Below are 20,888 nucleotides of genomic sequence, written 5' to 3'. Positions count from 1 at the left end.
GCTATTTGCCAATGCAAAAGCTGGAGAAAATCCGCCCCAGCAAATCATCCGAGCTGAAAGCGCCGGTGATTTCACCCAGCAGCTGCTGCGCCTGACGCAAATCTTCAGCCAGCAGCTCCCCAGCCCCCGCCAAGGTCAGCTGGGCCCGCCCGTGCTCCAGGGCCGCGCTGGCATGACGCAGCGCTTCCAGGTGCCTGCGCCGCGCACTGAAGCTGCTTTCCGAGGTCTGTTCGTAGCCCATGCATGCTTTAAGGTGCTCGCGCAGCAATTCCAGACCCTCGCCGGCCGATTTCGCGCTCAAGCTGATAGTGACGTGGCCATCTTCACTGGTTTCCAGGGCGATGGCTTCACCCGTAAGGTCGGCCTTGTTACGAATCAAGGTGACTTTGGCCGGGTCTGGCCGTTGTTCAAGAAATTCCGGCCACAAGGCAAAAGGATCCACAGCTTCAGGTGCAGTGGCATCCACCACCAGCAACACACGATCGGCTTCGCTGATCGCCTTGAGCGCACGTTCCACGCCGATCTTTTCCACCTGGTCGTCGGTATCGCGCAGACCTGCGGTGTCGACCACGTGCAGCGGCATACCGTCGATGTGGATATGTTCACGCAAGATATCCCGGGTAGTGCCGGCGATCTCGGTGACGATGGCCGCCTCGCGCCCTGCCAGAGCATTGAGTAGGCTGGATTTGCCGGCATTGGGCCGGCCGGCAATCACCACCGTCATACCATCGCGCAGCAAGGCGCCCTGCCCGGCTTCGCGCAGCACTGTGGATAACTCATCGCGGACTTTATCCAGCATCGCCAATACATGGCCATCCGCCAGGAAGTCTATTTCTTCTTCCGGAAAATCAATCGCGGCTTCGACGTAGATGCGCAGGCTGATCAGTTGCTCGGTCAAGTTATGCACACGCAGGGAAAAAGCCCCCTGCAATGAACGCAATGCGTTACGTGCAGCCTGTGCAGAACTGGCTTCGATCAAATCGGCGATGGCTTCGGCCTGGGCCAGGTCGAGCTTATCGTTCAAGAATGCGCGTTCGCTGAATTCCCCTGGTCTGGCCAGGCGGCAACCCAATTGCAAGCAGCGCTGCAGCAGCATGTCCAACACCACAGGACCACCGTGCCCTTGTAGTTCGAGGACATCTTCACCAGTGAACGAGTTTGGCCCTGGAAAATAGATGGCCAGCCCCTCGTCCAATACGCTGTGGTCGGCATCCAGGAACTGACCGTAATGGGCATAACGGGGTTTCAGCTCCCGGCCGCTGATAGCCTTGGCTGCCACGCCCGCCAATGGCCCGGAAATTCGAACGATGCCGACACCGCCCCGACCTTGAGCGGTAGCGACAGCAGCAATGGTTTCACGAGGAGCGCTCATCAGCGGGTTCCAGAACAAAAGTGACGGAAAGCAAAACGCCCCACTAGGGGGCGTCTTGAGTGGTTATCCACAGAGTAAATTACGCCTCGGCTTTTTTGGTAGCCGCTTCGATTTTACGTGTGATGTACCACTGTTGAGAGATCGACAACACGTTGTTGACCACCCAGTACAGTACCAAGCCAGCAGGGAACCACAGGAAGAAGAAGGTGAAGATGATTGGCATCATTTTCATTACCTTGGCCTGCATCGGATCCGGCGGGGTTGGGTTCAGACGCTGCTGGATAAACATGGTCGCGCCCATGATGATCGGCAGGATAAAGAACGGGTCTTTGATCGACAGGTCAGTTATCCACAGCATGAACGGCGCCTGGCGCATTTCAACGCTTTCCAGCAATACCCAGTAAAGCGACAGGAACACCGGCATCTGTACCAGAATCGGCAAGCATCCACCCAGCGGGTTGATCTTCTCTTTCTTGTACAACTCCATCATAGCCTGCGACATTTTCTGCCGGTCATCACCATGTTGTTCTTTCAGCGCGGCCAGTTTCGGGGCCACGGCACGCATACGCGCCATCGACTTGTAGCTGGCTGCCGACAGAGGGAAGAAAAGCCCTTTGATCAGCATGGTCAGGAAGATGATCGACCAGCCCCAGTTACCCACGATGCTGTGGATATGTTGCAACAGCCAGAAGATCGGCTGGGCAATGAACCACAGGAAGCCGTAGTCCACAGTCAATTCCAGGCCTGGGGACAACTCTTTCAGTACCGCCTGGCTTTTAGGACCGGCGTACAGGGTAGCGCTGGTTTCAGCCTTGGCACCTGGAGCAACGGTCAACGCCGGGCCAGTGAAGCCAATGATGTAATTGCCCTGGCTGTCCTTGCGGGTTTGAACCAGGTTCGCGTCACCCTTGTTCGGAATCCAGGCGGTCACGAAATAGTGCTGCAGCCACGCTACCCAGCCACCTTGGACGGTTTCTTTCAGCGTGCCCTTGTCGATATCTTTCATCGACACTTTTTTGTACGGCTCGTTACTTGTCCACAGGGCGGCGCCCAGGTAAGTGGCGGTGCCGGTGGCGGTGCTGGAAGACGGATCGGAGCTGGCGTCACGCTTGAGCTGGGCAAACAGGTTGCCACTCCAGGCTTTGTCGCTGGTGTTGTCGATCAGGTAAGTGACCTTCAAATCGTACAAACCGCGGGTAAAGCTGAAACGCTTGATGTAGTTGACACCGTCGAGGCTGAATTTCAGGTCGACGTTCAACTGGTTCTGGCCGTCTGCCAGTTGATAAGTCTTTTGTTCGGTCGAATAAACCGGACGACCGGTAGCACGTGCATCCGGACCATTGGTACCAGTCAGGCCGCTTTGTGCCAGATAAGTACGTTCACCGCCGTTATCGAACAGTTGGAACGGCACATCCGGATGGTCTTGGCGACGTGGATACAGCGGCAGCTTCAGCTGTGCGATATCACCACCCTGTGGGTCGATAGCCAACTCGAGCACATCCGTTTTCACGTGGATGAGGTCTTTGTTGGTGACCACTGGCGTTTCTAACGGGGCACTTGTCTCGCCATTCGCGCTGGGTACATCGGCACTCGCGGACGCATTGTTACCCAGCGGGGTGTCCGGAATAGCCGGCGCAGCCTGATTGGTAGCAACATTCTGAGTCGGCAGGGCAGCCTGACCGTAGTCCTGGTTCCATTTAAGGACCATGACATAGGACACGATTGCCAGGGCGACGATCAGGATTGTGCGTTTAATATCCATGATTACTCGGCCATCGAAGAAGAACGGGAGGTAGGGATAGGTGGAACCGGGTCATAACCACCGGGATTCCACGGATGACAGCGACCTAAACGACGAAAGGTCAGCCAGCCACCGCGCAGAAGACCATGATTTTCTATGGCCTCTAACGCGTAGCAGGAACAACTGGGGTAGAAACGACAGTGACTGGCCATCAGAGGACTAATGGCATAGCGATAAAACTGGATCGGAACGATTGCCAGTTTACGCATCAAGGCTGTCTACCCCTACAGTTTCGGTGCTGACTGCTGGTGCTGGCTTGTGGGTACGCGCCAAACGTTTCCAGAGCTTGCCGAAATGCTGAATCAATTCGGGGTTTTCTACATCACCCAAGCCTTTGCGCGCGACGATAACAATATCCCAACCAACCAGAGTGTCCTGGTGGAGGCGAAACGATTCGCGCATCAGACGCTTGAGGCGATTGCGCTCAACGGAGAGCTTTACGCTCTTCTTGCCGATCACCAACCCGAGACGGGGGTGATCAAGATCGTTGTTACGCGCAAGGAGCAGGAGATTTTTCCCCGGAACCTTGCCGGTGGGGGAGTCAAAGACTGCCTTGAAATGCCGGGGGGTTAGCAGACGCTTTTCCCGACTGAAGTCCTGACTCACCACCAGTACCGGATTATCAAACTGCCAGACGCGCACGACCTTTGGCGCGGCGACGCGACAGGACAGCACGGCCGTTCTTGGTAGCCATGCGAGCACGGAAGCCGTGAGTACGGGCGCGTTTGATGGTGCTTGGTTGGAAAGTACGTTTCATGGCGTTGTTACCTGGTTCGTCCACAACGGGCCGGAATGGCCCCCGTTTTAAGAGACCGGCGATTCTAGAGAAAGCAAGCCTCTAGGTCAATTTCCAACCAGCTTTTCCTTTAATTAGATGTCGACGGGGTCCTGACGCCCTTCTCCCCGCTTGGCTTCCATCCGGCATGCGATAGATATAAAAATAAAGAAGGAAGTTATTTAAAGCTTTTCTGTAAAGCTTATAAAAGCTAGGAGCGCGATCATCTGTGGATAACTGCCTTTAGACCTTGTTCCGCGTGGTGTACAGAGAATGACAACACGGGGGAGAAGCAGTGCTCTGCCTGTGCTGCGCTATCGGATAAGCTGTGTGTGGAACGGGCAGTTATCCACAGGCCAGTTACCCACAGACTTTTGACCCCGCTTGTGCAACGAGCTCAGGTGGGTTTATCCACAGAGCTTATGCACAGACCACTGGTCGCCTTTTTAGCGGTTAAAGCATTGATTTTGGGTGGCCTGTGAGCAACCTACATGTGGATAAGTGGACGGCTGGTCGCTACAATGGCGGCTGTTTTTGCCTCACCGGCTTTCAACTTAGGGGATATCCGTGTCAGTGGAACTTTGGCAGCAGTGCGTGGAGCTTTTGCGCGATGAGCTGCCTGCCCAGCAATTCAACACCTGGATCCGTCCGCTACAGGTCGAAGCCGAAGGCGACGAGTTGCGTGTCTATGCGCCCAATCGTTTTGTCCTCGACTGGGTCAACGAGAAGTACCTGGGCCGCGTTCTCGAATTGCTCGATGAACATGGCAACGGTCTGGCGCCTGCTCTCTCCTTATTAATAGGCAGCAAGCGCAGCTCGGCTCCCCGCGCCGCGCCGAATGCGCCATTGGCCGCCGCTGCGTCGCAAGCCCAGGCCGCAGTGGCGCCTGTCGCCGCAGCACCTGCACCGACATCTGCGCCGTCCAAGCCGTCTTCGCGCAAAAATGCGCCAGAGAATGAGGAGCCGTCCCGCGACAGCTTCGACCCGATGGCTGGTGCCAGCTCCCAACAGGCGCCTGTGCGCTCCGAGCAACGTACTGTGCAGGTAGAAGGCGCGCTCAAGCACACCAGTTACCTGAACCGCACCTTTACCTTCGAGAACTTTGTCGAAGGCAAGTCCAACCAACTGGCCCGAGCGGCCGCCTGGCAGGTCGCCGATAATCCCAAGCATGGTTACAACCCGCTCTTCCTTTATGGCGGCGTGGGCTTGGGTAAGACGCACTTGATGCACGCCGTCGGTAACCACCTATTAAAGAAGAACCCGAATGCCAAGGTGGTTTACCTGCATTCGGAGCGCTTCGTGGCCGACATGGTCAAGGCCTTGCAGCTCAACGCAATCAACGAGTTCAAACGTTTCTACCGCTCCGTTGATGCCCTGTTGATCGATGACATTCAGTTCTTCGCCCGCAAGGAACGTTCCCAAGAGGAGTTCTTCCACACCTTCAACGCCCTGCTCGAAGGTGGCCAGCAGGTCATCTTGACCAGTGACCGTTATCCGAAGGAAATCGAAGGCCTGGAAGAACGTCTGAAGTCGCGTTTCGGCTGGGGCCTGACGGTTGCAGTCGAGCCACCGGAGCTGGAAACCCGTGTTGCCATCCTGATGAAGAAGGCCGACCAGGCTAAAGTCGATCTGCCGCACGATGCTGCGTTCTTCATCGCCCAACGCATCCGTTCCAACGTGCGTGAGCTGGAAGGCGCGCTCAAGCGGGTCATCGCTCACTCGCACTTCATGGGCCGCGATATCACCATCGAGCTGATTCGCGAGTCCTTGAAAGACTTGTTGGCCTTGCAGGACAAGCTGGTGAGTGTGGATAACATCCAGCGCACCGTGGCCGAGTACTACAAGATCAAGATTTCCGACCTGCTGTCCAAGCGCCGTTCGCGCTCGGTCGCACGTCCACGCCAGGTTGCCATGGCCCTCTCCAAGGAGTTGACCAACCACAGCCTGCCGGAAATCGGTGATGTGTTCGGCGGACGCGACCACACCACGGTCTTGCACGCATGCCGCAAGATCAATGAACTTAAGGAATCCGACGCGGATATTCGCGAGGACTACAAGAACCTGCTGCGTACACTGACTACGTGATGACACCAGCGCAGCTTATTAAGGCAAGGGACTAGACCATGCATTTCACCATTCAACGCGAAGCCCTGTTGAAACCCCTGCAACTGGTCGCAGGCGTCGTCGAGCGCCGACAGACCTTGCCGGTGCTTTCCAACGTATTACTGGTGGTCGAGGGGCAGCAGTTGTCCTTGACCGGTACCGACCTGGAAGTCGAACTGGTGGGTCGCGTCCAGCTCGAAGAGCCCGCCGAACCGGGCGAGATCACCGTGCCGGCGCGCAAGCTGATGGATATCTGCAAAAGCCTGCCCAACGATGCGCTGATCGACATCAAGGTGGATGAGCAGAAGTTGGTGGTCAAGGCAGGCCGTAGCCGTTTCACCCTGTCGACCTTGCCGGCCAATGACTTTCCAACCGTAGAAGAAGGCCCGGGCTCGCTGACGTGCAGCCTGGAGCAAAGCAAGCTGCGTCGTTTGATCGAGCGCACCAGCTTCGCTATGGCTCAGCAGGACGTGCGTTACTACCTCAACGGTATGCTGCTGGAAGTATCGGAAGGCATCATCCGCGCCGTGGCCACCGACGGCCACCGTCTGGCAATGTGCTCGATGCGTGCCGATATCGGTCAGCCGGATCGTCACCAGGTGATTGTTCCACGCAAAGGTATCCTTGAACTGGCGCGTTTGCTCACCGAGCCGGACGGCAACGTCAGCATCGTGTTGGGCCAGCACCACATTCGTGCCACCACCGGCGAGTTCACCTTCACCTCCAAGCTGGTCGACGGCAAGTTCCCGGACTACGAGCGTGTGTTGCCTAAAGGTGGCGACAAGCTGGTGGTCGGTGATCGTCAGGCCCTGCGTGAAGCCTTCAGCCGTACTGCGATTCTTTCCAACGAAAAGTACCGTGGTATTCGCCTGCAACTGGCCAACGGCCAACTGAAAATCCAGGCCAACAACCCGGAACAGGAAGAGGCGGAAGAAGAAGTGGGTGTCGACTACAACGGCGCATCGCTGGAAATCGGCTTTAACGTGAGCTACCTGTTGGACGTGCTGGGTGTCATGACCACCGAACAGGTTCGTCTGATCCTGTCGGACTCCAACAGCAGCGCCCTGGTGCAAGAATCTGACAACGACGACTCGGCTTACGTTGTCATGCCGATGCGCCTGTAATCATGCTCAGCAGAAGCTAGATGTCCCTTAGTCGCGTCTCGGTCACCGCGGTGCGCAATCTGCACCCGGTGACCTTCTCCCCTTCCCCCCGCATCAACATCCTCCATGGCGCCAACGGCAGTGGTAAAACCAGCGTGCTGGAAGCCATCCACCTGCTGGGGCTTGCGCGTTCCTTCCGCAGTGCCCGTTTGTTGCCCGTGATTCAGTACGAACAATTGGCCTGTACCGTATTTGGCCAAGTGGAACTGGCTGAGGGCGGACATAGCAGCCTGGGGATATCGCGTGATCGCGGTGGCGAATTTCAGATCCGAATCGACGGGCAAAATGCGCGCAGCGCAGCGCAACTGGCCGAGATCCTGCCGTTGCAACTGATCAACCCCGACAGCTTTCGATTGTTGGAGGGGGCCCCGAAAATCCGTCGGCAGTTTCTCGACTGGGGCGTGTTCCACGTGGAACCACGCTTCATGGCCACTTGGCAGCGCCTGCAGAAGGCCCTGCGGCAGCGGAACTCATGGCTGCGGCATGGTACACTTGACGCCGCTTCGCAAGCAGCCTGGGACCGTGAACTGTGCCTGGCCAGCGACGAAATAGATGAATACCGCCGCGCCTATATCAAAGCCTTGAAACCAGTCTTTGAGCAGACCTTGAGCGAGTTATTGGATCTCGAGGGGCTGACGCTGAGTTATTACCGGGGTTGGGACAAAGAGCGTGAGCTGAATGCAGTGCTCGCAACGTCCTTGCAACGGGATCAGCAAATCGGACACACCCAGGCCGGCCCCCAGCGCGCTGATTTGCGCCTTAGATTAGGTGCACACAATGCTGCGGATATATTGTCCCGCGGCCAGCAGAAGTTGGTGGTCTGTGCGTTGCGTATCGCGCAAGGCCATTTGGTTAGCCAAGCTCGACGCGGTCAGTGTATTTATTTGGTGGATGACTTGCCGTCTGAGCTCGACGAGCAGCACCGCCGCTCGCTATGCCGCTTGTTGGAAGACTTACGCTGCCAGGTGTTTATCACCTGTGTAGACCACGAATTATTGAGGGAAGGCTGGCAGACGGAAACGCCAGTCGCTTTGTTCCACGTGGAACAAGGCCGTATCACCCAGACCCACGACCATCGGGAGTGAAGGCATGAGCGAAGAAAACACGTACGACTCGACCAGCATTAAAGTGCTGAAAGGTTTGGATGCCGTACGCAAACGTCCCGGTATGTACATTGGCGACACCGATGATGGTAGCGGTCTGCACCACATGGTGTTCGAGGTGGTCGATAACTCCATCGACGAAGCTCTGGCCGGTCACTGCGACGACATCAGCATTATCATCCACCCGGATGAATCCATCACCGTGCGTGACAACGGTCGTGGCATCCCGGTAGACGTGCACAAAGAAGAAGGCGTTTCGGCGGCAGAGGTCATCATGACCGTGCTCCACGCTGGCGGTAAGTTCGACGACAACTCCTATAAAGTATCCGGTGGTTTGCACGGTGTAGGTGTGTCGGTAGTGAACGCCCTGTCCGAAGAACTGATCCTCACTGTCCGCCGTAGCGGCAAGATTTGGGAGCAGACCTACGTCCACGGCGTACCACAGGAACCGATGAAAATTGTCGGCGACAGTGAAACCACCGGTACCCAGATCCACTTCAAGCCATCGGAAGAAACCTTCAAGAACATCCACTTTAGCTGGGACATCCTGGCCAAGCGGATTCGTGAACTGTCTTTCCTTAACTCCGGTGTCGGCATCGTCCTCAAGGATGAGCGCAGCGGCAAGGAAGAGCTGTTCAAGTACGAGGGCGGCCTGCGTGCGTTCGTTGAATACCTGAACACCAACAAGACCGCGGTCAACCAGGTGTTCCACTTCAACATTCAGCGCGAAGACGGCATCGGCGTGGAAATCGCCCTGCAGTGGAACGACAGCTTCAACGAGAACCTGTTGTGCTTCACCAACAACATTCCACAACGCGATGGCGGTACTCACTTGGTGGGTTTCCGTTCCGCGCTGACGCGTAACCTGAACACCTACATCGAAGCGGAAGGCTTGGCGAAGAAACATAAAGTCGCCACCACCGGTGACGATGCCCGTGAAGGCCTGACGGCGATTATCTCGGTCAAGGTACCGGATCCGAAGTTCAGCTCCCAGACCAAAGACAAGCTGGTGTCTTCCGAAGTGAAGACCGCGGTTGAACAGGAAATGGGTAAATACTTCTCCGACTTCCTGTTGGAAAACCCGAACGAAGCCAAGCTGGTCGTCGGCAAGATGATCGATGCTGCCCGCGCTCGTGAAGCCGCGCGTAAGGCCCGTGAGATGACCCGCCGTAAAGGTGCGCTGGATATCGCCGGCCTGCCAGGCAAACTGGCTGACTGCCAAGAGAAAGACCCTGCCCTCTCCGAACTGTATCTGGTGGAAGGTGACTCTGCAGGCGGTTCCGCCAAGCAGGGTCGTAACCGTCGCACCCAGGCCATCCTGCCGTTGAAGGGCAAGATCCTCAACGTTGAGAAGGCCCGCTTTGACAAGATGATTTCTTCCCAGGAAGTCGGCACCTTGATCACGGCATTGGGCTGCGGTATTGGCCGCGATGAGTACAACATCGACAAGCTGCGTTACCACAACATCATCATCATGACCGATGCTGACGTCGACGGTTCGCACATCCGTACCCTGCTGCTGACCTTCTTCTTCCGTCAGTTGCCGGAGCTGATCGAGCGTGGCTATATCTACATCGCCCAGCCGCCGTTGTACAAAGTGAAAAAGGGCAAGCAAGAGCAATACATCAAAGACGACGACGCCATGGAAGAGTACATGACGCAATCGGCCCTTGAAGATGCGAGCCTGCACCTGAATGACGAAGCGCCGGGCATCTCGGGTGAGTCGCTGGAGCGCCTGGTCAACGACTTCCGTATGGTCATGAAGACGCTCAAGCGTTTGTCGCGCCTGTACCCTCAGGAGCTGACCGAGCACTTCATCTACCTGCCAGCCGTGAGCCTGGAGCAGTTGGGCGATCACGCCGCCATGCAAGATTGGCTGGCCCAGTACGAAGTGCGCCTGCGTACGGTGGAGAAGTCCGGCCTGGTATACAAAGCCAGCCTGCGTGAAGACCGTGAACGTAACGTATGGCTGCCAGAGGTCGAACTGATCTCCCACGGCCTGTCCAACTACGTCACCTTCAACCGCGACTTCTTCGGCAGCAACGACTACAAGACCGTAGTCACCCTCGGCGCTCAACTGAGCACCCTGCTGGACGACGGTGCTTACATTCAGCGTGGCGAACGCAAGAAGCAGGTCAAGGAGTTCAAGGAAGCCTTGGACTGGTTGATGGCGGAAAGCACCAAGCGTCATACCATCCAGCGCTATAAAGGTCTGGGCGAGATGAACCCTGATCAGCTGTGGGAAACCACCATGGACCCTGCTCAGCGTCGCATGCTGCGTGTGACCATCGAAGACGCCATTGGCGCAGACCAGATCTTCAACACCCTGATGGGTGATGCGGTCGAGCCTCGTCGTGACTTCATTGAGAGCAATGCTTTGGCGGTGTCTAACCTGGACTTCTGATCAGGCACATCAGCTAAAAACAAAAGGCCAACGCTTAGCGTTGGCCTTTTTTATTGGTCTGCAGACTCGAATTCTTAAATGCTCCACGTGGAACATCGGCGTACTCAATTTTGCGCGGCGGGTGTCACACTCTCCAACCGATACCCGTACCCATAGATCGTCAACAGCTGCCAACCGCGATCAGCTGTCAGCCCTAGCTTGTTACGCAGGCGGTAGATATGCGTGTCCAACGGCCGCGACGACACCATTTCTTCGTGGCTCCAGAATCGCTCATACAGGTACTCGCGAGACAACGGTCGGGCCAGGTTGGCAAATAGACAACTTGCCAAACGGTATTCTCGTTCTGTCAGGTTGATGGGTTTGCCCGCTCGGGTGACGGTCAGTTCGGCATCGTCGAACGTCAGATCGTTAAAGCTCTGCACTTCTTGGGTAGCCGACTTTTGCAAACCGTGGCGCCGCAGGACGGCGCTGACTCGGGCTTTGAGTTCGTTGGGCCGAAACGGCTTGCTGACATAATCATCCGCCCCGCTATTCAACGCCGTGACGATGTCACTCTCGGCATCGCGACTGGTGAGCATGATCACGGCAGGGGGCGATTCCATGTGCTCGCGAGTCCAGCGCAATAACGCGATCCCGGAGATGTCCGGCAGTTGCCAGTCAAGAATCAGCAGGTCAAAGGTTTCCCGGCGTAGCTGGCGCAGCAGGTCTTCACCACGTTCGAAAAAATGCAGCGACCAAGGCTGTTCAGCCGGGCCGGGAATCTGTCGCAGTGTCTGTTCCACCCGTCGCAACTCCGCGGGTTCGTCATCCAGTATTGCGACACGCATGGGTGGGGTCCTTCCTACAAAAAACGAGAGCTTGGATTTGGATAGGGGCACATGCTGTACAAATGCCGGCCTCTGAATCTGAATAATTATGGGCGGATTTTACGGTGCTCGTATCTCTCGATACGCTGAAAGCGCCGTAAACGCCACCCACTACGTCCTCAAAGAAAGATACCGGCTCCAGTCGGTCAGGAAAAGGGTCGGTGCCGATCGCCTCGCTGGTGCGTAATGCCTGCTTGAATGTGCGGTATCGTTCATTGCGCGGCCGCGGGAACTCCTCCAATGAGACCCAAATAAGCTTCACTGGTTTCAGAACACCGTATGCACTTCATCGCAACCCCATGGAGAGGGATCCTGGGCTTATGAAATCTTTACTCAATGACCATCGACTCCTTGGCACCCTTTTGGCGGTAGCCCTGTGAACCTATGGCGCAAAGCCGAGAAACGCCAACCTACCCAGGCGCAGCTTTTGTTTCATGGGCTGGTTCGTGAATGGCTGTTGATCGGTTTGGTGCTCCTGCCCTTCACCGCGTACTTATCCTTGAGCGCGGGGCTTGCACTCAACAATCCGCTCTATGACAGCCTGCGCCGCCTGACGCCGTTACCGGCAGATCCACGGATCGTTCTTGTGACCATTGATACGCCCAGCCTGGAAGCACTAGGCCCGTGGCCCTGGCCGCGCAGCGTGCATGCCGAGCTGATTGAACGCCTGAACGCCGCACAGCCAGCGGGCATTTTGTTTGACGTGATCTTCAGTGAGCCCGGCGACAATAATGACGACCAACAACTGGCCGATGCCGTCTGCAAAGCCGGCAATGTATTGCTGCCCATCGCCGGGGACAGCAGCGTCAGCCCCAGGGCCCAGATAACGCCGTTGTCGCCACTCCTCAAGTGCGCCAAGGGCGTCGGGCACATCAACGTCGAAGCGGATAACGACGGAGTGGTGCGCAGCGTGTATCTACGTGAAGGCCCTCCGGGAAGCACACTTCCTCAGTTGGCGTGGCTGGCATTCGCCATGAGCGAGCACGCCGAGACGATGCCGGGCCTGCCGCAAGAGCCTACTGGAGGTCACTGGCACCAGGAACATGAAATCCGTGTGCCGCTCACTTCGGAACCAGACCATTTTCCCAGTGTGTCCTACGTCAGCGTATTGCGCGGCGAGGTACCTCCCGAGTCGCTGCGTGGTCGCCTGGTTCTGATCGGCGCCTCAGCCTATGGCATGGCCGATCGTTTCGTGACGCCGCTCTCTTCCACCGTAGGTACTACAGCGGGCGTTGAGATCCAGGCGGACGTACTGAATGGTTTATTGCAGGGCCGCAGCATCGTCGATTTGCCCGGCTGGCTGGCGGCGTTGCTGGCAACGTCCCTGGTGGCCCTGCTGTTGGGCCTTCTGCTTGTGCGCCCACGCTACGCCCTGTGGATGACCTTGGCAGGCATGGCCGTGGCTTTGCTGGGCTCATGGGCCTTATTGCGCCTGGGCCACTGGTGGAGCCCCGCAGCGTGCCTGATCGGTTTGTTGCTGAGTTACCTGATCTGGAATTGGCGACGTCTGAGCGTGATCCTCGCCTACTTTGGCTGGGAACTGGCACGCCTGGATAACGAGCCCAAGGTGCTTCCGGAACGTCGTCGCGCGCCCGCCAGTAAGGGCGATGTGCTGCAAGGGCGGATCTTTGCCCTTGAACAAGCCGTCAGCCGTACCCGCGATACGCGGCGCTTTATGGCTGATGGCTTGGAGTGCCTGCCGGTAGCGACCCTGATTACCGATCCCCAGGGCAGTATCCTGTTGGCCAACCGCGTGGCCCGTGAAGTATTCGGCAATGACCTGGTCGGCGAAAACCTCGTCGAACAGCTCGCCGATCTGGGTTATCCCCCGCTGCATAATGGTGTACGCCCTGCCCTCTCGGCGCTGGAGCTGGTCGAGTTTCGCGATATCCACCAACGCAGTTTGCGCATGGAACTGGCCCCTTTGCTGCCTGCCGAAGGGGATTTCGCCCTCGGCTGGTTGTTGAGCCTGACGGACCTGAGCAAGGAGCGTGAAGCCCAGCAGCATCGCGAGACCATGCTGCGTTTCCTTTCCCACGACCTGCGTGCGCCGCATTCAGCGATCCTCGCCCTGCTGGACGTGCACAACGGGGAGTCCCCGGTGTTTACTCAGATCGAACAGCAGGTACGGCGAGCCTTGAGTCTGACCGAATCCTTTGTGCAATTGGCCAAGGCTGAAGCGGACGGTTACCAGTTCCAGCCCACCCTGTTTGCCATGCTGGTGATGGACGCCTTTGATCAAGTGGCGGTGATTGCTCAGTTGAAGGGCATCCATTTGCTCCATGACCTGGATGAGGCGGATGAAGCCATGGTCTATGCCGACCAATCGCTGCTCACCCGGGCATTGTTCAATGTGCTGGAGAATGCGATCAAATACTCCCCATCTGGCACCACCGTCAGGTTAAGGCATGGCAGTGCGCAAGGCTGGTTGGAATGCGGGATAAGTGATCAGGGGCCGGGGATTGCGCCGAAGGATCTACCGGAGTTGTTCAACCAATACCGACGTTTCGATTCGGCCCAGGGCAGTGAAGGTCTTGGGTTGGGCCTGACCATGGTCAAGGCGGTAGTAGAACGGCATGGAGGGCGGATCGTGTGCGAAAGTGAGCTAGGCAGGGGCTCGACGTTTATCCTGCTGCTGCCGCTATTGGAGGACTGAAAAAGCGGCTTTTTTGCTGTGCATAAAAAACCGGTCACAAGGACCGGTTTTTTTATGAAGAAAAAACTTATGCACGTTTTTCTGAATTTTATGAGCTACAGAAATATGTAAGTAAATCAGCTTGTTATGAAGCAAAAAAGCCAATTCGCCAACAAAGCGTACACAGGTTATCCACAGATGCTCAAACGGCCGGCGTCTCCACCACCACCGGTTCCGGAGGCAGGGAGCCCATGGCCCGTTGCTGCGCCTCATTCCACGCCGCAGCGCGGTCGTTCAGGGCGGCGATGGCACGTGGTCCTTCGCCTTCTGCATACATCGGTTCGCCGATCACTACAGTGATAGTGCCTGGGCGTTTAGCCCAGCCAGTCTTGGGCCAGAACTTGCCAGCGTTATGCGCAATCGGCAGCACAGGCAGGTTGGCGTTGACCGCCAGGGCGGTACCACCGCGTGAGAACTTGCCCACTGTGCCGTAGGGGACCCGCGTGCCCTCTGGGAAGATCAGCACCCAGACGCCGTCCTTGAGCAACTCATCGCCCTTCTTGGCGACATGCTTGAGCGCTGCCTTGGGGTTGTCCCGGTCGATGGCGATCGGACGCAACATGGCCATGGCCCAGCCGAAGAATGGCACATACAGCAACTCGCGCTTGAGCACCTGGCTCAACGGCGAGAAATACGCAGAGAGGAAGAACGTCTCCCAAGTGCTCTGGTGGTTCGAGAGAATCACGCACGGCTGATCAGGAACGTTTTCAGCGCCCTTGACCTCGAAACGAATATTCAGGAACACCTTGCTCAGCCACAACGCGCAGCGGCACCAGTAGACGTTGATAAAGCGATAGCGCGCCTTGAAGGGCAGGAAGGGTGCAATAAAAAAGCTCAGGGTGCACCAGAGAAACGAACTGGTGCCCAGCAGCAGGTAAAAGAAAAAGGTTCTGATGGCCTGCAAGATCGACATGGCGGCATTTACCGTTGCGGGACACGGCCCGCCTGTTAAAAGCGCACTCCCGAACAGTCCTTGGTCAGGAAGTCGAGGGCGGCTAGTTGTTGATAAGTTCTGCGGCAACGGCCGCCAGATCGTCAAAAATCAAGGTGCCTACCGGCAGGTTTTTAGCCTGGGTCTTTTCGCCTTTTCCGGTTTTAACCAAAACTGGCTGAGAGTCGACGGCTTTGGCCGCCTCCAGGTCACCGAGGCTGTCCCCGACGAACCATATCCCAGCCAAGGGCACCTTGTAATGTTCTGCAATAATTTTCAACATGCCAGGCTTGGGCTTGCGGCAATCGCAGCCCTCGTCCGGCCCGTGGGGGCAGTAGACCACCAGCCCCACCTCACCGCCCTGTTCGGCCACTAACGTGCGCAACCGCGCGTGCATGGCGTCCAGGGTGGCGATGTCGTAGTAACCGCGGGCGATGCCGGACTGGTTGGTGGCGATGGCCACTGTCCAGCCGGCTTTGCTCAACTGCGCGATGGCCTCGATCGAACCGGGCAGCGGGATCCACTCCTCCACCGACTTGATGTAAGCGTCGGAGTCGTAGTTGATCACCCCGTCCCGATCGAGAATCAGCAGTTTCAACATGGTCAGCCCAGTACGGAGATGTCGGCGATATTGATGAACAAACCACGCAGGCGCGCGAGCATCGCGTAGCGGTTTTTCCGTACGCCGGCATCGTCGGCATTGATCATCACCGCTTCGAAGAACGCGTCTACCGGTTCACGCAGAGACGCCAGGCGCGCCAACGCTTGCGCGTAGTCACGCTCGGCGATCAGCGGCTTCACGGCGTTCTCTGCCTTGGCGATGGCCGAGTTCAGCGAGAACTCCTTGGCGTCGGCAAACAGGCCAGGGTCGACTTCGGCACTGCCGAGGTTATCGGCCTTGCTCAGCAGGTTCGACACGCGCTTGTTCACGGCGGCCAGGGCATCGGCTTCCGGCAGCTTGCGGAACGCTTGCACGGCTTGTACACGCTGGTCGAAGTCCAGTGCCGAACCCGGTTGCAGGGCACGTACCGACAGGTAGACGGAAACGTCCACGCCTTCGTCTTCGTAACGCGCACGCAGGCGGTCGAACACGAACTCCAGCACTTGCTCGGCCAGGCCGGCTTGCTTGACCTTGGTGCCGAACTGGCCGACGGCGAATACCACGGCCTGGGTCAGGTCGAGGTCCAGCTTCTTGTCGATCAGGATACGCAGCACGCCCAATGCCGCACGGCGCAGGGCATACGGGTCTTTGCTGCCGGTGGGCAGCATGCCGATACCGAAGATACCCACCAGCGTATCGAGCTTGTCGGCAATCGCCACAGCCGCACCCGTCAGGGTGGTCGGCAGTTCTGCACCGGCACCGCGTGGCATGTACTGCTCGTTCAGGGCCAGGGCGACATCGTCCGGCTCGCCGTCGTTGAGGGCGTAGTAGTAACCGGCAACACCTTGCATCTCAGGGAACTCGCCGACCATTTCGGTGGCCAGATCGCACTTGGACAGCAAGCCGGCACGCGCAGCCCATGCGGCATCACCGCCAATACGTGGGGCAATGTAGGCCGCCAGCTTGGACACACGCACGGCCTTGTCGTAGACGCTGCCGAGTTTTTCCTGGAACACCACGTTTTGCAGGCGCAGGTTGAAGTCTTCCAGCTTCTGCTTCTTGTCTTGCTTGAAGAAGAACTCGGCGTCGGTCAGGCGCGGGCGCACGACTTTTTCGTTACCGGCGATGATCTGCTGCGGGTCTTTGCTTTCGATGTTGGCGACGGTGATAAAACGCGGCAACAACTTACCGTCCACATCCAGCAGGCAGAAGTATTTCTGGTTGTCCTGCATGGTGGTGATCAAGGCTTCTTGCGGCACATCGAGGAAACGCTCTTCGAACGAGCACACCAGCGGCACCGGCCATTCCACCAGGGCGGTCACTTCGTCCAGCAGGCTTGGCGGCACGATGGCGGTGCCTTCCTGCAGGCGGGCCAATTCTTCGGTGCGCTTGCTGATCAGCTCGCGACGCTCATTGGCGTCGGCCAGCACATAAGCAGCGCGCAGGTCGTTGAGGTAGTTGGCCGGCGAAGTGATACGCACGCTTTCTGGATGATGGAAGCGGTGACCACGGGACTCACGACCGGCCTTCTGGGCGAGGATGGTGCAATCGATGACCTGGTCACCGAGCAGCATCACCAGCCATTGGGTCGGACGCACGAACTCTTCCTTGCGCGCACCCCAGCGCATGCGCTTGGGGATAGGCAGGTCGTTCAGGGAGTCTTCAACGATGGTCGGCAACAGGCTGGCGGTCGGCTTGCCGGTGATGACCTGGCTGAAACGCAGTTTCGGGCCACTTTGGTCGATCTCGCTCAGCTCTACGCCACACTTCTTGGCAAAGCCAAGGGCGGCCTGGGTCGGGTTGCCGTCGGCATCGAAAGCTGCCTGACGCGGTGGGCCGTCCAGGTTGATGTTGCGGTCCGGCTGCTGGGTTTCCAGCGCGGTCAGCAGCACAGCCAGACGGCGCGGCGCGGCGTAGACTTTTTTGGCTTCAAACTTCAGGCCGGCAGTCTGCAGGCCTTTTTCGATACCGGCCAGGAACGCATCGGCCAGGGTATTGAGTGCCTTGGGTGGCAGCTCTTCGGTGCCCAGTTCAACCAGGAAATCTTGAGCACTCATTGTGCAGCCTCCAGCTTAGCCAACACTTCATCACGCAGGTCCGGGGTGGCCATCGGGAAGCCCAGCTTGGCGCGAGCCAGCAGGTAGGCTTGAGCGACGGAACGCGCCAGAGTGCGTACACGCAGGATGTATTGCTGGCGTGCGGTTACCGAGATGGCACGGCGCGCGTCCAGCAGGTTGAAGGTATGGGACGCCTTCAACACCATTTCATAGCTTGGCAACGGCAGCGGCTGGTCGAGTTCGATCAGCCGCTTGGCTTCGCTTTCATAGAAGTCGAACAGTTCGAACAGCTTGTCGACGTTGGCGTGTTCGAAGTTGTAGGTGGACTGCTCCACCTCGTTCTGATGGAACACATCGCCGTAGGTCACCTTGCCGAACGGGCCGTCAGCCCATACCAGGTCGTAGACCGAGTCCACGCCTTGCAGGTACATGGCCAGGCGCTCAAGGCCATAGGTGATCTCGCCAGTGACCGGGTAGCACTCGATGCCGCCGGCTTGCTGGAAATAGGTGAACTGCGTCACTTCCATGCCATTGAGCCAGACTTCCCAGCCCAGGCCCCAGGCGCCCAGGGTTGGCGATTCCCAGTTGTCTTCGACGAAACGAATGTCGTGCACCAGTGGGTCCAGGCCCACATGCTTGAGCGAGCCCAGGTACAGCTCCTGGAAGTTGTCCGGGTTGGGCTTCAATACCACCTGGAACTGGTAGTAGTGCTGCAGACGGTTCGGGTTTTCGCCGTAGCGGCCGTCAGTCGGGCGGCGACTGGGCTGCACATAAGCGGCGTTCCAGGTTTCCGGGCCGATGGCCCGCAGGAATGTAGCGGTGTGGAAAGTGCCGGCGCCTACTTCCATATCGTAGGGCTGAAGTACCACACAACCTTGCTCGGCCCAGTATTGCTGGAGGGCGAGGATCAAGTCTTGGAAGGTACGCACGGCTGGCGTAGGCTGGCTCACGAAATTCACCTGTTACTTGGGCTGCGATTTAAAGAGCGGGAGTATACCCGATTCGGCCCCGCCACCACTCCCTGGAGCCTTATGCCACGCTGCTTTTGGTGTTCTGAAGATCCGCTGTACATGGCTTATCACGATCAAGAGTGGGGAACGCCGCTGCGCGATGCGCAGGGTTTGTTCGAGTTGCTTTTGCTCGAAGGGTTCCAGGCAGGCCTGTCCTGGATCACCGTTTTACGCAAACGCGAGCATTATCGAAAGGTGTTGTTCGGCTTTGACGCGCAGCGTCTGGCGCAATTGAGCGATGAAGAAATCGAGGTGCTGATGCAGGACCCGGGCATCGTGCGCAATCGCTTGAAGCTCAACGCTACCCGGCGCAACGCCGCGGCCTGGCTGGCGCTGGAAGACCCGGTGGGGTTGCTGTGGTCGTTTGTCGGCGGCAAACCCAAGGTCAATCACTTCAAGGATCGCAGCGACGTCCCGGCGATCACGCCCGAAGCCGAAGCCATGAGCAAAGCCTTGAAAAAGGCCGGCTTCACTTTCGTCGGGCCGACCATCTGCTACGCCTTCATGCAGGCCTCGGGCATGGTCATGGACCACACCCAGGACTGCGACCGTTACGCGGACTTGGTCAACGCCGGTTAGAATGCCGGCTTTGCGCACCACACACGATCAGGAGTGACCTGTGGAAAAGTTTAAAGGCGCCTTGCTGGTAGGCGCTCTTCGGTTGTTTGCCCTGCTGCCCTGGCGCGCTGTACAAGCCGTCGGCACAGGGATCGGCTGGATCATGTGGAAAACCCCCAACCGTTCCCGCGATACGGTGCGGATCAACCTCTCCAAATGCTTCCCGGACATGGACCCGGCAGAGCGCGAGCGCCTGGTGGGCCGCAGCCTGATGGACATCGGCAAGTCCCTCACCGAAAGCGCCTGCGCGTGGATCTGGCCGGCGCAGCGCTCCATCGACCTGGTCCGCGAAGTCGAGGGCCTGGAAGTGCTGCACGAGGCCCTGGCTTCTGGCAAAGGCGTGGTGGGCATCACCAGCCACCTGGGCAACTGGGAAGTGTTGAACCACTTCTACTGCAGCCAGTGCAAACCGATCATTTTCTATCGCCCGCCCAAGCTCAAGGCCGTGGACGAGTTGCTGCGCAAGCAGCGCGTGCAGTTGGGCAACCGCGTGGCGGCTTCCACCAAGGAAGGCATTCTCAGTGTGATCAAGGAAGTGCGCAAAGGCGGCCAGGTGGGTATTCCTGCCGACCCGGAGCCGGCTGAGTCCGCCGGGATCTTCGTACCGTTTTTTGCCACCCAGGCGCTCACCAGTAAATTCGTGCCGAACATGCTCGCGGGCCACAAGGCCGTTGGCGTATTCCTGCACGCCCTGCGCCTGCCGGACGGCTCGGGCTACAAGGTGATCCTGGAAGCGGCGCCGGAGGACATGTACAGCACCGATACCGCGACGTCCTGTGCGGCGATGAGCAAGGTAGTTGAGCGCTATGTAGGTGCTTACCCAAGCCAGTACATGTGGAGCATGAAGCGCTTCAAGAAACGCCCGCCGGGTGAGGCGCGGTGGTACTGACTCACCGCTGACCTCCAGCCCAATGGAGATCAAATGTGGGAGCTGGCTTGCCTGCNCTGATATACCGAGGTGTCTGCATCGCAGGCAAGCCAGCTCCCACAGGTGATCACCTCAGGTTTGGCGATCAAGTTTCTTCAGGAACACCGTCATTTCTTTTTCGGCCTGTTTGTCGCCATGGGCCTGGGCGGCTTCGATGCCCTTCTCCCATGCCAGGTGTGCTGCCGCGCGATCTTCCAATCCCAGCCGCGCCTTGCCCAACAACTTCCACGCCGCCGAATACTTCGGATCGAACTCGACGCATCGCTGCAAATGCTCGGCCGCCTTTGCGTTGTCCTTCAGGTCCAGATAACCCTTGCCCAGGCCAAAGCGCAGCAATGAATTATCCACACCCTTGGCGAGCATTTTTTCCAGGGATTCGAGCATGGCTGTGCATCCTTTAGCTACATAGCGGTTTCGATATCGTCATCGCGGGCAAGCCCGCTCCCNGGAGCGGGCTTGCC

General features: G+C 58.1%; 18 protein-coding genes. 7 read left to right on the top strand and 11 right to left on the bottom strand.

The window, feature by feature from the left end:
- Position 1 precedes the first annotated feature (1 nt).
- The 5 genes from mnmE to rpmH form a co-directional block, all read right to left on the bottom strand.
- Entirely contained in the window at positions 2-1,372 is a 1,371-nt protein-coding gene (gene mnmE / locus ACTJLA_RS00590) for a tRNA uridine-5-carboxymethylaminomethyl(34) synthesis GTPase MnmE (protein WP_014720595.1), read from the bottom strand.
- Between the two features lie 79 nt (positions 1,373-1,451).
- Entirely contained in the window at positions 1,452-3,134 is a 1,683-nt protein-coding gene (gene yidC / locus ACTJLA_RS00585; protein ID WP_054898311.1) for a membrane protein insertase YidC, read from the bottom strand.
- A 2-nt stretch (positions 3,135-3,136) separates the two neighbouring features.
- A complete protein-coding gene (gene yidD, locus ACTJLA_RS00580) occupies positions 3,137-3,382 on the bottom strand; it encodes a membrane protein insertion efficiency factor YidD (protein ID WP_019816912.1) in 246 nt (81 codons plus the stop codon).
- Positions 3,375-3,782: a ribonuclease P protein component gene (gene rnpA, locus ACTJLA_RS00575; protein ID WP_020302575.1), complete on the bottom strand. Its 408-nt coding sequence runs from the start codon at positions 3,780-3,782 to the stop codon at positions 3,375-3,377. Before rnpA ends, yidD begins: the two co-directional genes overlap by 8 nt.
- Before the next feature lie 13 nt (positions 3,783-3,795).
- A complete protein-coding gene (gene rpmH / locus ACTJLA_RS00570) occupies positions 3,796-3,930 on the bottom strand; it encodes a 50S ribosomal protein L34 (RefSeq protein WP_003213577.1) in 135 nt (44 codons plus the stop codon).
- A 585-nt stretch (positions 3,931-4,515) separates the two neighbouring features.
- Between rpmH and dnaA the strand changes: the two genes are divergently transcribed.
- Genes dnaA through gyrB form a run of 4 tightly spaced genes read left to right on the top strand, consistent with a single transcriptional unit; the run spans position 4,516 to position 10,721 of the window.
- On the top strand, positions 4,516-6,033 hold the full coding sequence (dnaA, locus tag ACTJLA_RS00565) for a chromosomal replication initiator protein DnaA (protein WP_003187249.1): 1,518 nt from the start codon (positions 4,516-4,518) through the stop codon (positions 6,031-6,033).
- A gap of 38 nt (positions 6,034-6,071) precedes the next feature.
- On the top strand, positions 6,072-7,175 hold the full coding sequence (gene dnaN, locus ACTJLA_RS00560; protein WP_003187250.1) for a DNA polymerase III subunit beta: 1,104 nt from the start codon (positions 6,072-6,074) through the stop codon (positions 7,173-7,175).
- 20 nt (positions 7,176-7,195) lie between these two features.
- Positions 7,196-8,299, top strand: a complete 1,104-nt coding sequence (gene recF, locus ACTJLA_RS00555; RefSeq protein ID WP_020302573.1) for a DNA replication/repair protein RecF — start codon at positions 7,196-7,198, stop codon at positions 8,297-8,299.
- A gap of 4 nt (positions 8,300-8,303) precedes the next feature.
- Positions 8,304-10,721 carry a DNA topoisomerase (ATP-hydrolyzing) subunit B gene (gene gyrB, locus ACTJLA_RS00550; protein ID WP_003187253.1) on the top strand — a complete coding sequence of 806 codons (2,418 nt, stop codon included), beginning with the start codon at positions 8,304-8,306 and terminating at the stop codon, positions 10,719-10,721.
- 104 nt (positions 10,722-10,825) lie between these two features.
- Here gyrB and ACTJLA_RS00545 read toward each other — a convergent pair whose 3' ends face one another.
- Positions 10,826-11,548, bottom strand: a complete 723-nt coding sequence (locus ACTJLA_RS00545) for a response regulator transcription factor (protein WP_057975200.1) — start codon at positions 11,546-11,548, stop codon at positions 10,826-10,828.
- Positions 11,549-11,963: 415 nt separating this feature from the next.
- Between ACTJLA_RS00545 and ACTJLA_RS00540 the strand changes: the two genes are divergently transcribed.
- Positions 11,964-14,243 (top strand): CHASE2 domain-containing protein, encoded by a 2,280-nt coding sequence (locus tag ACTJLA_RS00540; RefSeq protein ID WP_314547351.1) that lies wholly within the window; start codon positions 11,964-11,966, stop codon positions 14,241-14,243.
- Positions 14,244-14,424: 181 nt separating this feature from the next.
- Here the strand turns inward: ACTJLA_RS00540 and ACTJLA_RS00535 are convergent, their stop codons facing one another.
- From ACTJLA_RS00535 to glyQ, 4 genes are all read right to left on the bottom strand, one after another.
- Positions 14,425-15,195 carry a lysophospholipid acyltransferase family protein gene (locus ACTJLA_RS00535; protein WP_003187258.1) on the bottom strand — a complete coding sequence of 257 codons (771 nt, stop codon included), beginning with the start codon at positions 15,193-15,195 and terminating at the stop codon, positions 14,425-14,427.
- An 82-nt stretch (positions 15,196-15,277) separates the two neighbouring features.
- On the bottom strand, positions 15,278-15,814 hold the full coding sequence (gene gmhB / locus ACTJLA_RS00530) for a D-glycero-beta-D-manno-heptose 1,7-bisphosphate 7-phosphatase (protein ID WP_161793233.1): 537 nt from the start codon (positions 15,812-15,814) through the stop codon (positions 15,278-15,280).
- A gap of 2 nt (positions 15,815-15,816) precedes the next feature.
- A complete protein-coding gene (glyS, locus tag ACTJLA_RS00525) occupies positions 15,817-17,871 on the bottom strand; it encodes a glycine--tRNA ligase subunit beta (protein ID WP_057975198.1) in 2,055 nt (684 codons plus the stop codon).
- On the bottom strand, positions 17,868-18,821 hold the full coding sequence (gene glyQ, locus ACTJLA_RS00520; RefSeq protein WP_003187265.1) for a glycine--tRNA ligase subunit alpha: 954 nt from the start codon (positions 18,819-18,821) through the stop codon (positions 17,868-17,870). Before glyQ ends, glyS begins: the two co-directional genes overlap by 4 nt.
- Positions 18,822-18,902: 81 nt before the next feature.
- On the opposite strand from glyQ, the gene ACTJLA_RS00515 reads away from it, so the two are divergent.
- Positions 18,903-19,460 carry a DNA-3-methyladenine glycosylase I gene (locus ACTJLA_RS00515; RefSeq protein WP_003187266.1) on the top strand — a complete coding sequence of 186 codons (558 nt, stop codon included), beginning with the start codon at positions 18,903-18,905 and terminating at the stop codon, positions 19,458-19,460.
- A gap of 40 nt (positions 19,461-19,500) precedes the next feature.
- Positions 19,501-20,388, top strand: coding sequence for a lysophospholipid acyltransferase (locus ACTJLA_RS00510; RefSeq protein WP_014716285.1), 888 nt, complete (start codon positions 19,501-19,503; stop codon positions 20,386-20,388).
- A gap of 111 nt (positions 20,389-20,499) precedes the next feature.
- Here ACTJLA_RS00510 and ACTJLA_RS00505 read toward each other — a convergent pair whose 3' ends face one another.
- Positions 20,500-20,811 (bottom strand): tetratricopeptide repeat protein, encoded by a 312-nt coding sequence (locus ACTJLA_RS00505; RefSeq protein WP_044270209.1) that lies wholly within the window; start codon positions 20,809-20,811, stop codon positions 20,500-20,502.
- Between the last annotated feature and the right edge of the window lie 77 nt (positions 20,812-20,888).

The sequence above is a fragment of the Pseudomonas sp. 22072 genome, assembly GCF_052046095.1.
In the GTDB taxonomy this organism is placed as follows: domain Bacteria; phylum Pseudomonadota; class Gammaproteobacteria; order Pseudomonadales; family Pseudomonadaceae; genus Aquipseudomonas; species Aquipseudomonas paracarnis.
The sequence above is the reverse complement of the archived record's forward strand: the minus strand, read 5'-3'. Positions and strand labels throughout refer to the sequence as shown.

What these genes read in the sequence shown, in the direction of transcription:
- mnmE (WP_014720595.1), bottom strand. Translation starts at nt 1,372, where the DNA reads ATGAGCGCTCCTCGTGAAACCATTGCTGCTGTCGCTACCGCTCAAGGT.
- yidC (WP_054898311.1), bottom strand. Translation starts at nt 3,134, where the DNA reads ATGGATATTAAACGCACAATCCTGATCGTCGCCCTGGCAATCGTGTCC.
- yidD (WP_019816912.1), bottom strand. Translation starts at nt 3,382, where the DNA reads ATGCGTAAACTGGCAATCGTTCCGATCCAGTTTTATCGCTATGCCATT.
- rpmH (WP_003213577.1), bottom strand. Translation starts at nt 3,930, where the DNA reads ATGAAACGTACTTTCCAACCAAGCACCATCAAACGCGCCCGTACTCAC.
- dnaN (WP_003187250.1), top strand. Translation starts at nt 6,072, where the DNA reads ATGCATTTCACCATTCAACGCGAAGCCCTGTTGAAACCCCTGCAACTG.
- recF (WP_020302573.1), top strand. Translation starts at nt 7,196, where the DNA reads ATGTCCCTTAGTCGCGTCTCGGTCACCGCGGTGCGCAATCTGCACCCG.
- gyrB (WP_003187253.1), top strand. Translation starts at nt 8,304, where the DNA reads ATGAGCGAAGAAAACACGTACGACTCGACCAGCATTAAAGTGCTGAAA.
- ACTJLA_RS00545 (WP_057975200.1), bottom strand. Translation starts at nt 11,548, where the DNA reads ATGCGTGTCGCAATACTGGATGACGAACCCGCGGAGTTGCGACGGGTG.
- ACTJLA_RS00535 (WP_003187258.1), bottom strand. Translation starts at nt 15,195, where the DNA reads ATGTCGATCTTGCAGGCCATCAGAACCTTTTTCTTTTACCTGCTGCTG.
- gmhB (WP_161793233.1), bottom strand. Translation starts at nt 15,814, where the DNA reads ATGTTGAAACTGCTGATTCTCGATCGGGACGGGGTGATCAACTACGAC.
- glyS (WP_057975198.1), bottom strand. Translation starts at nt 17,871, where the DNA reads ATGAGTGCTCAAGATTTCCTGGTTGAACTGGGCACCGAAGAGCTGCCA.
- ACTJLA_RS00515 (WP_003187266.1), top strand. Translation starts at nt 18,903, where the DNA reads ATGCCACGCTGCTTTTGGTGTTCTGAAGATCCGCTGTACATGGCTTAT.
- ACTJLA_RS00505 (WP_044270209.1), bottom strand. Translation starts at nt 20,811, where the DNA reads ATGCTCGAATCCCTGGAAAAAATGCTCGCCAAGGGTGTGGATAATTCA.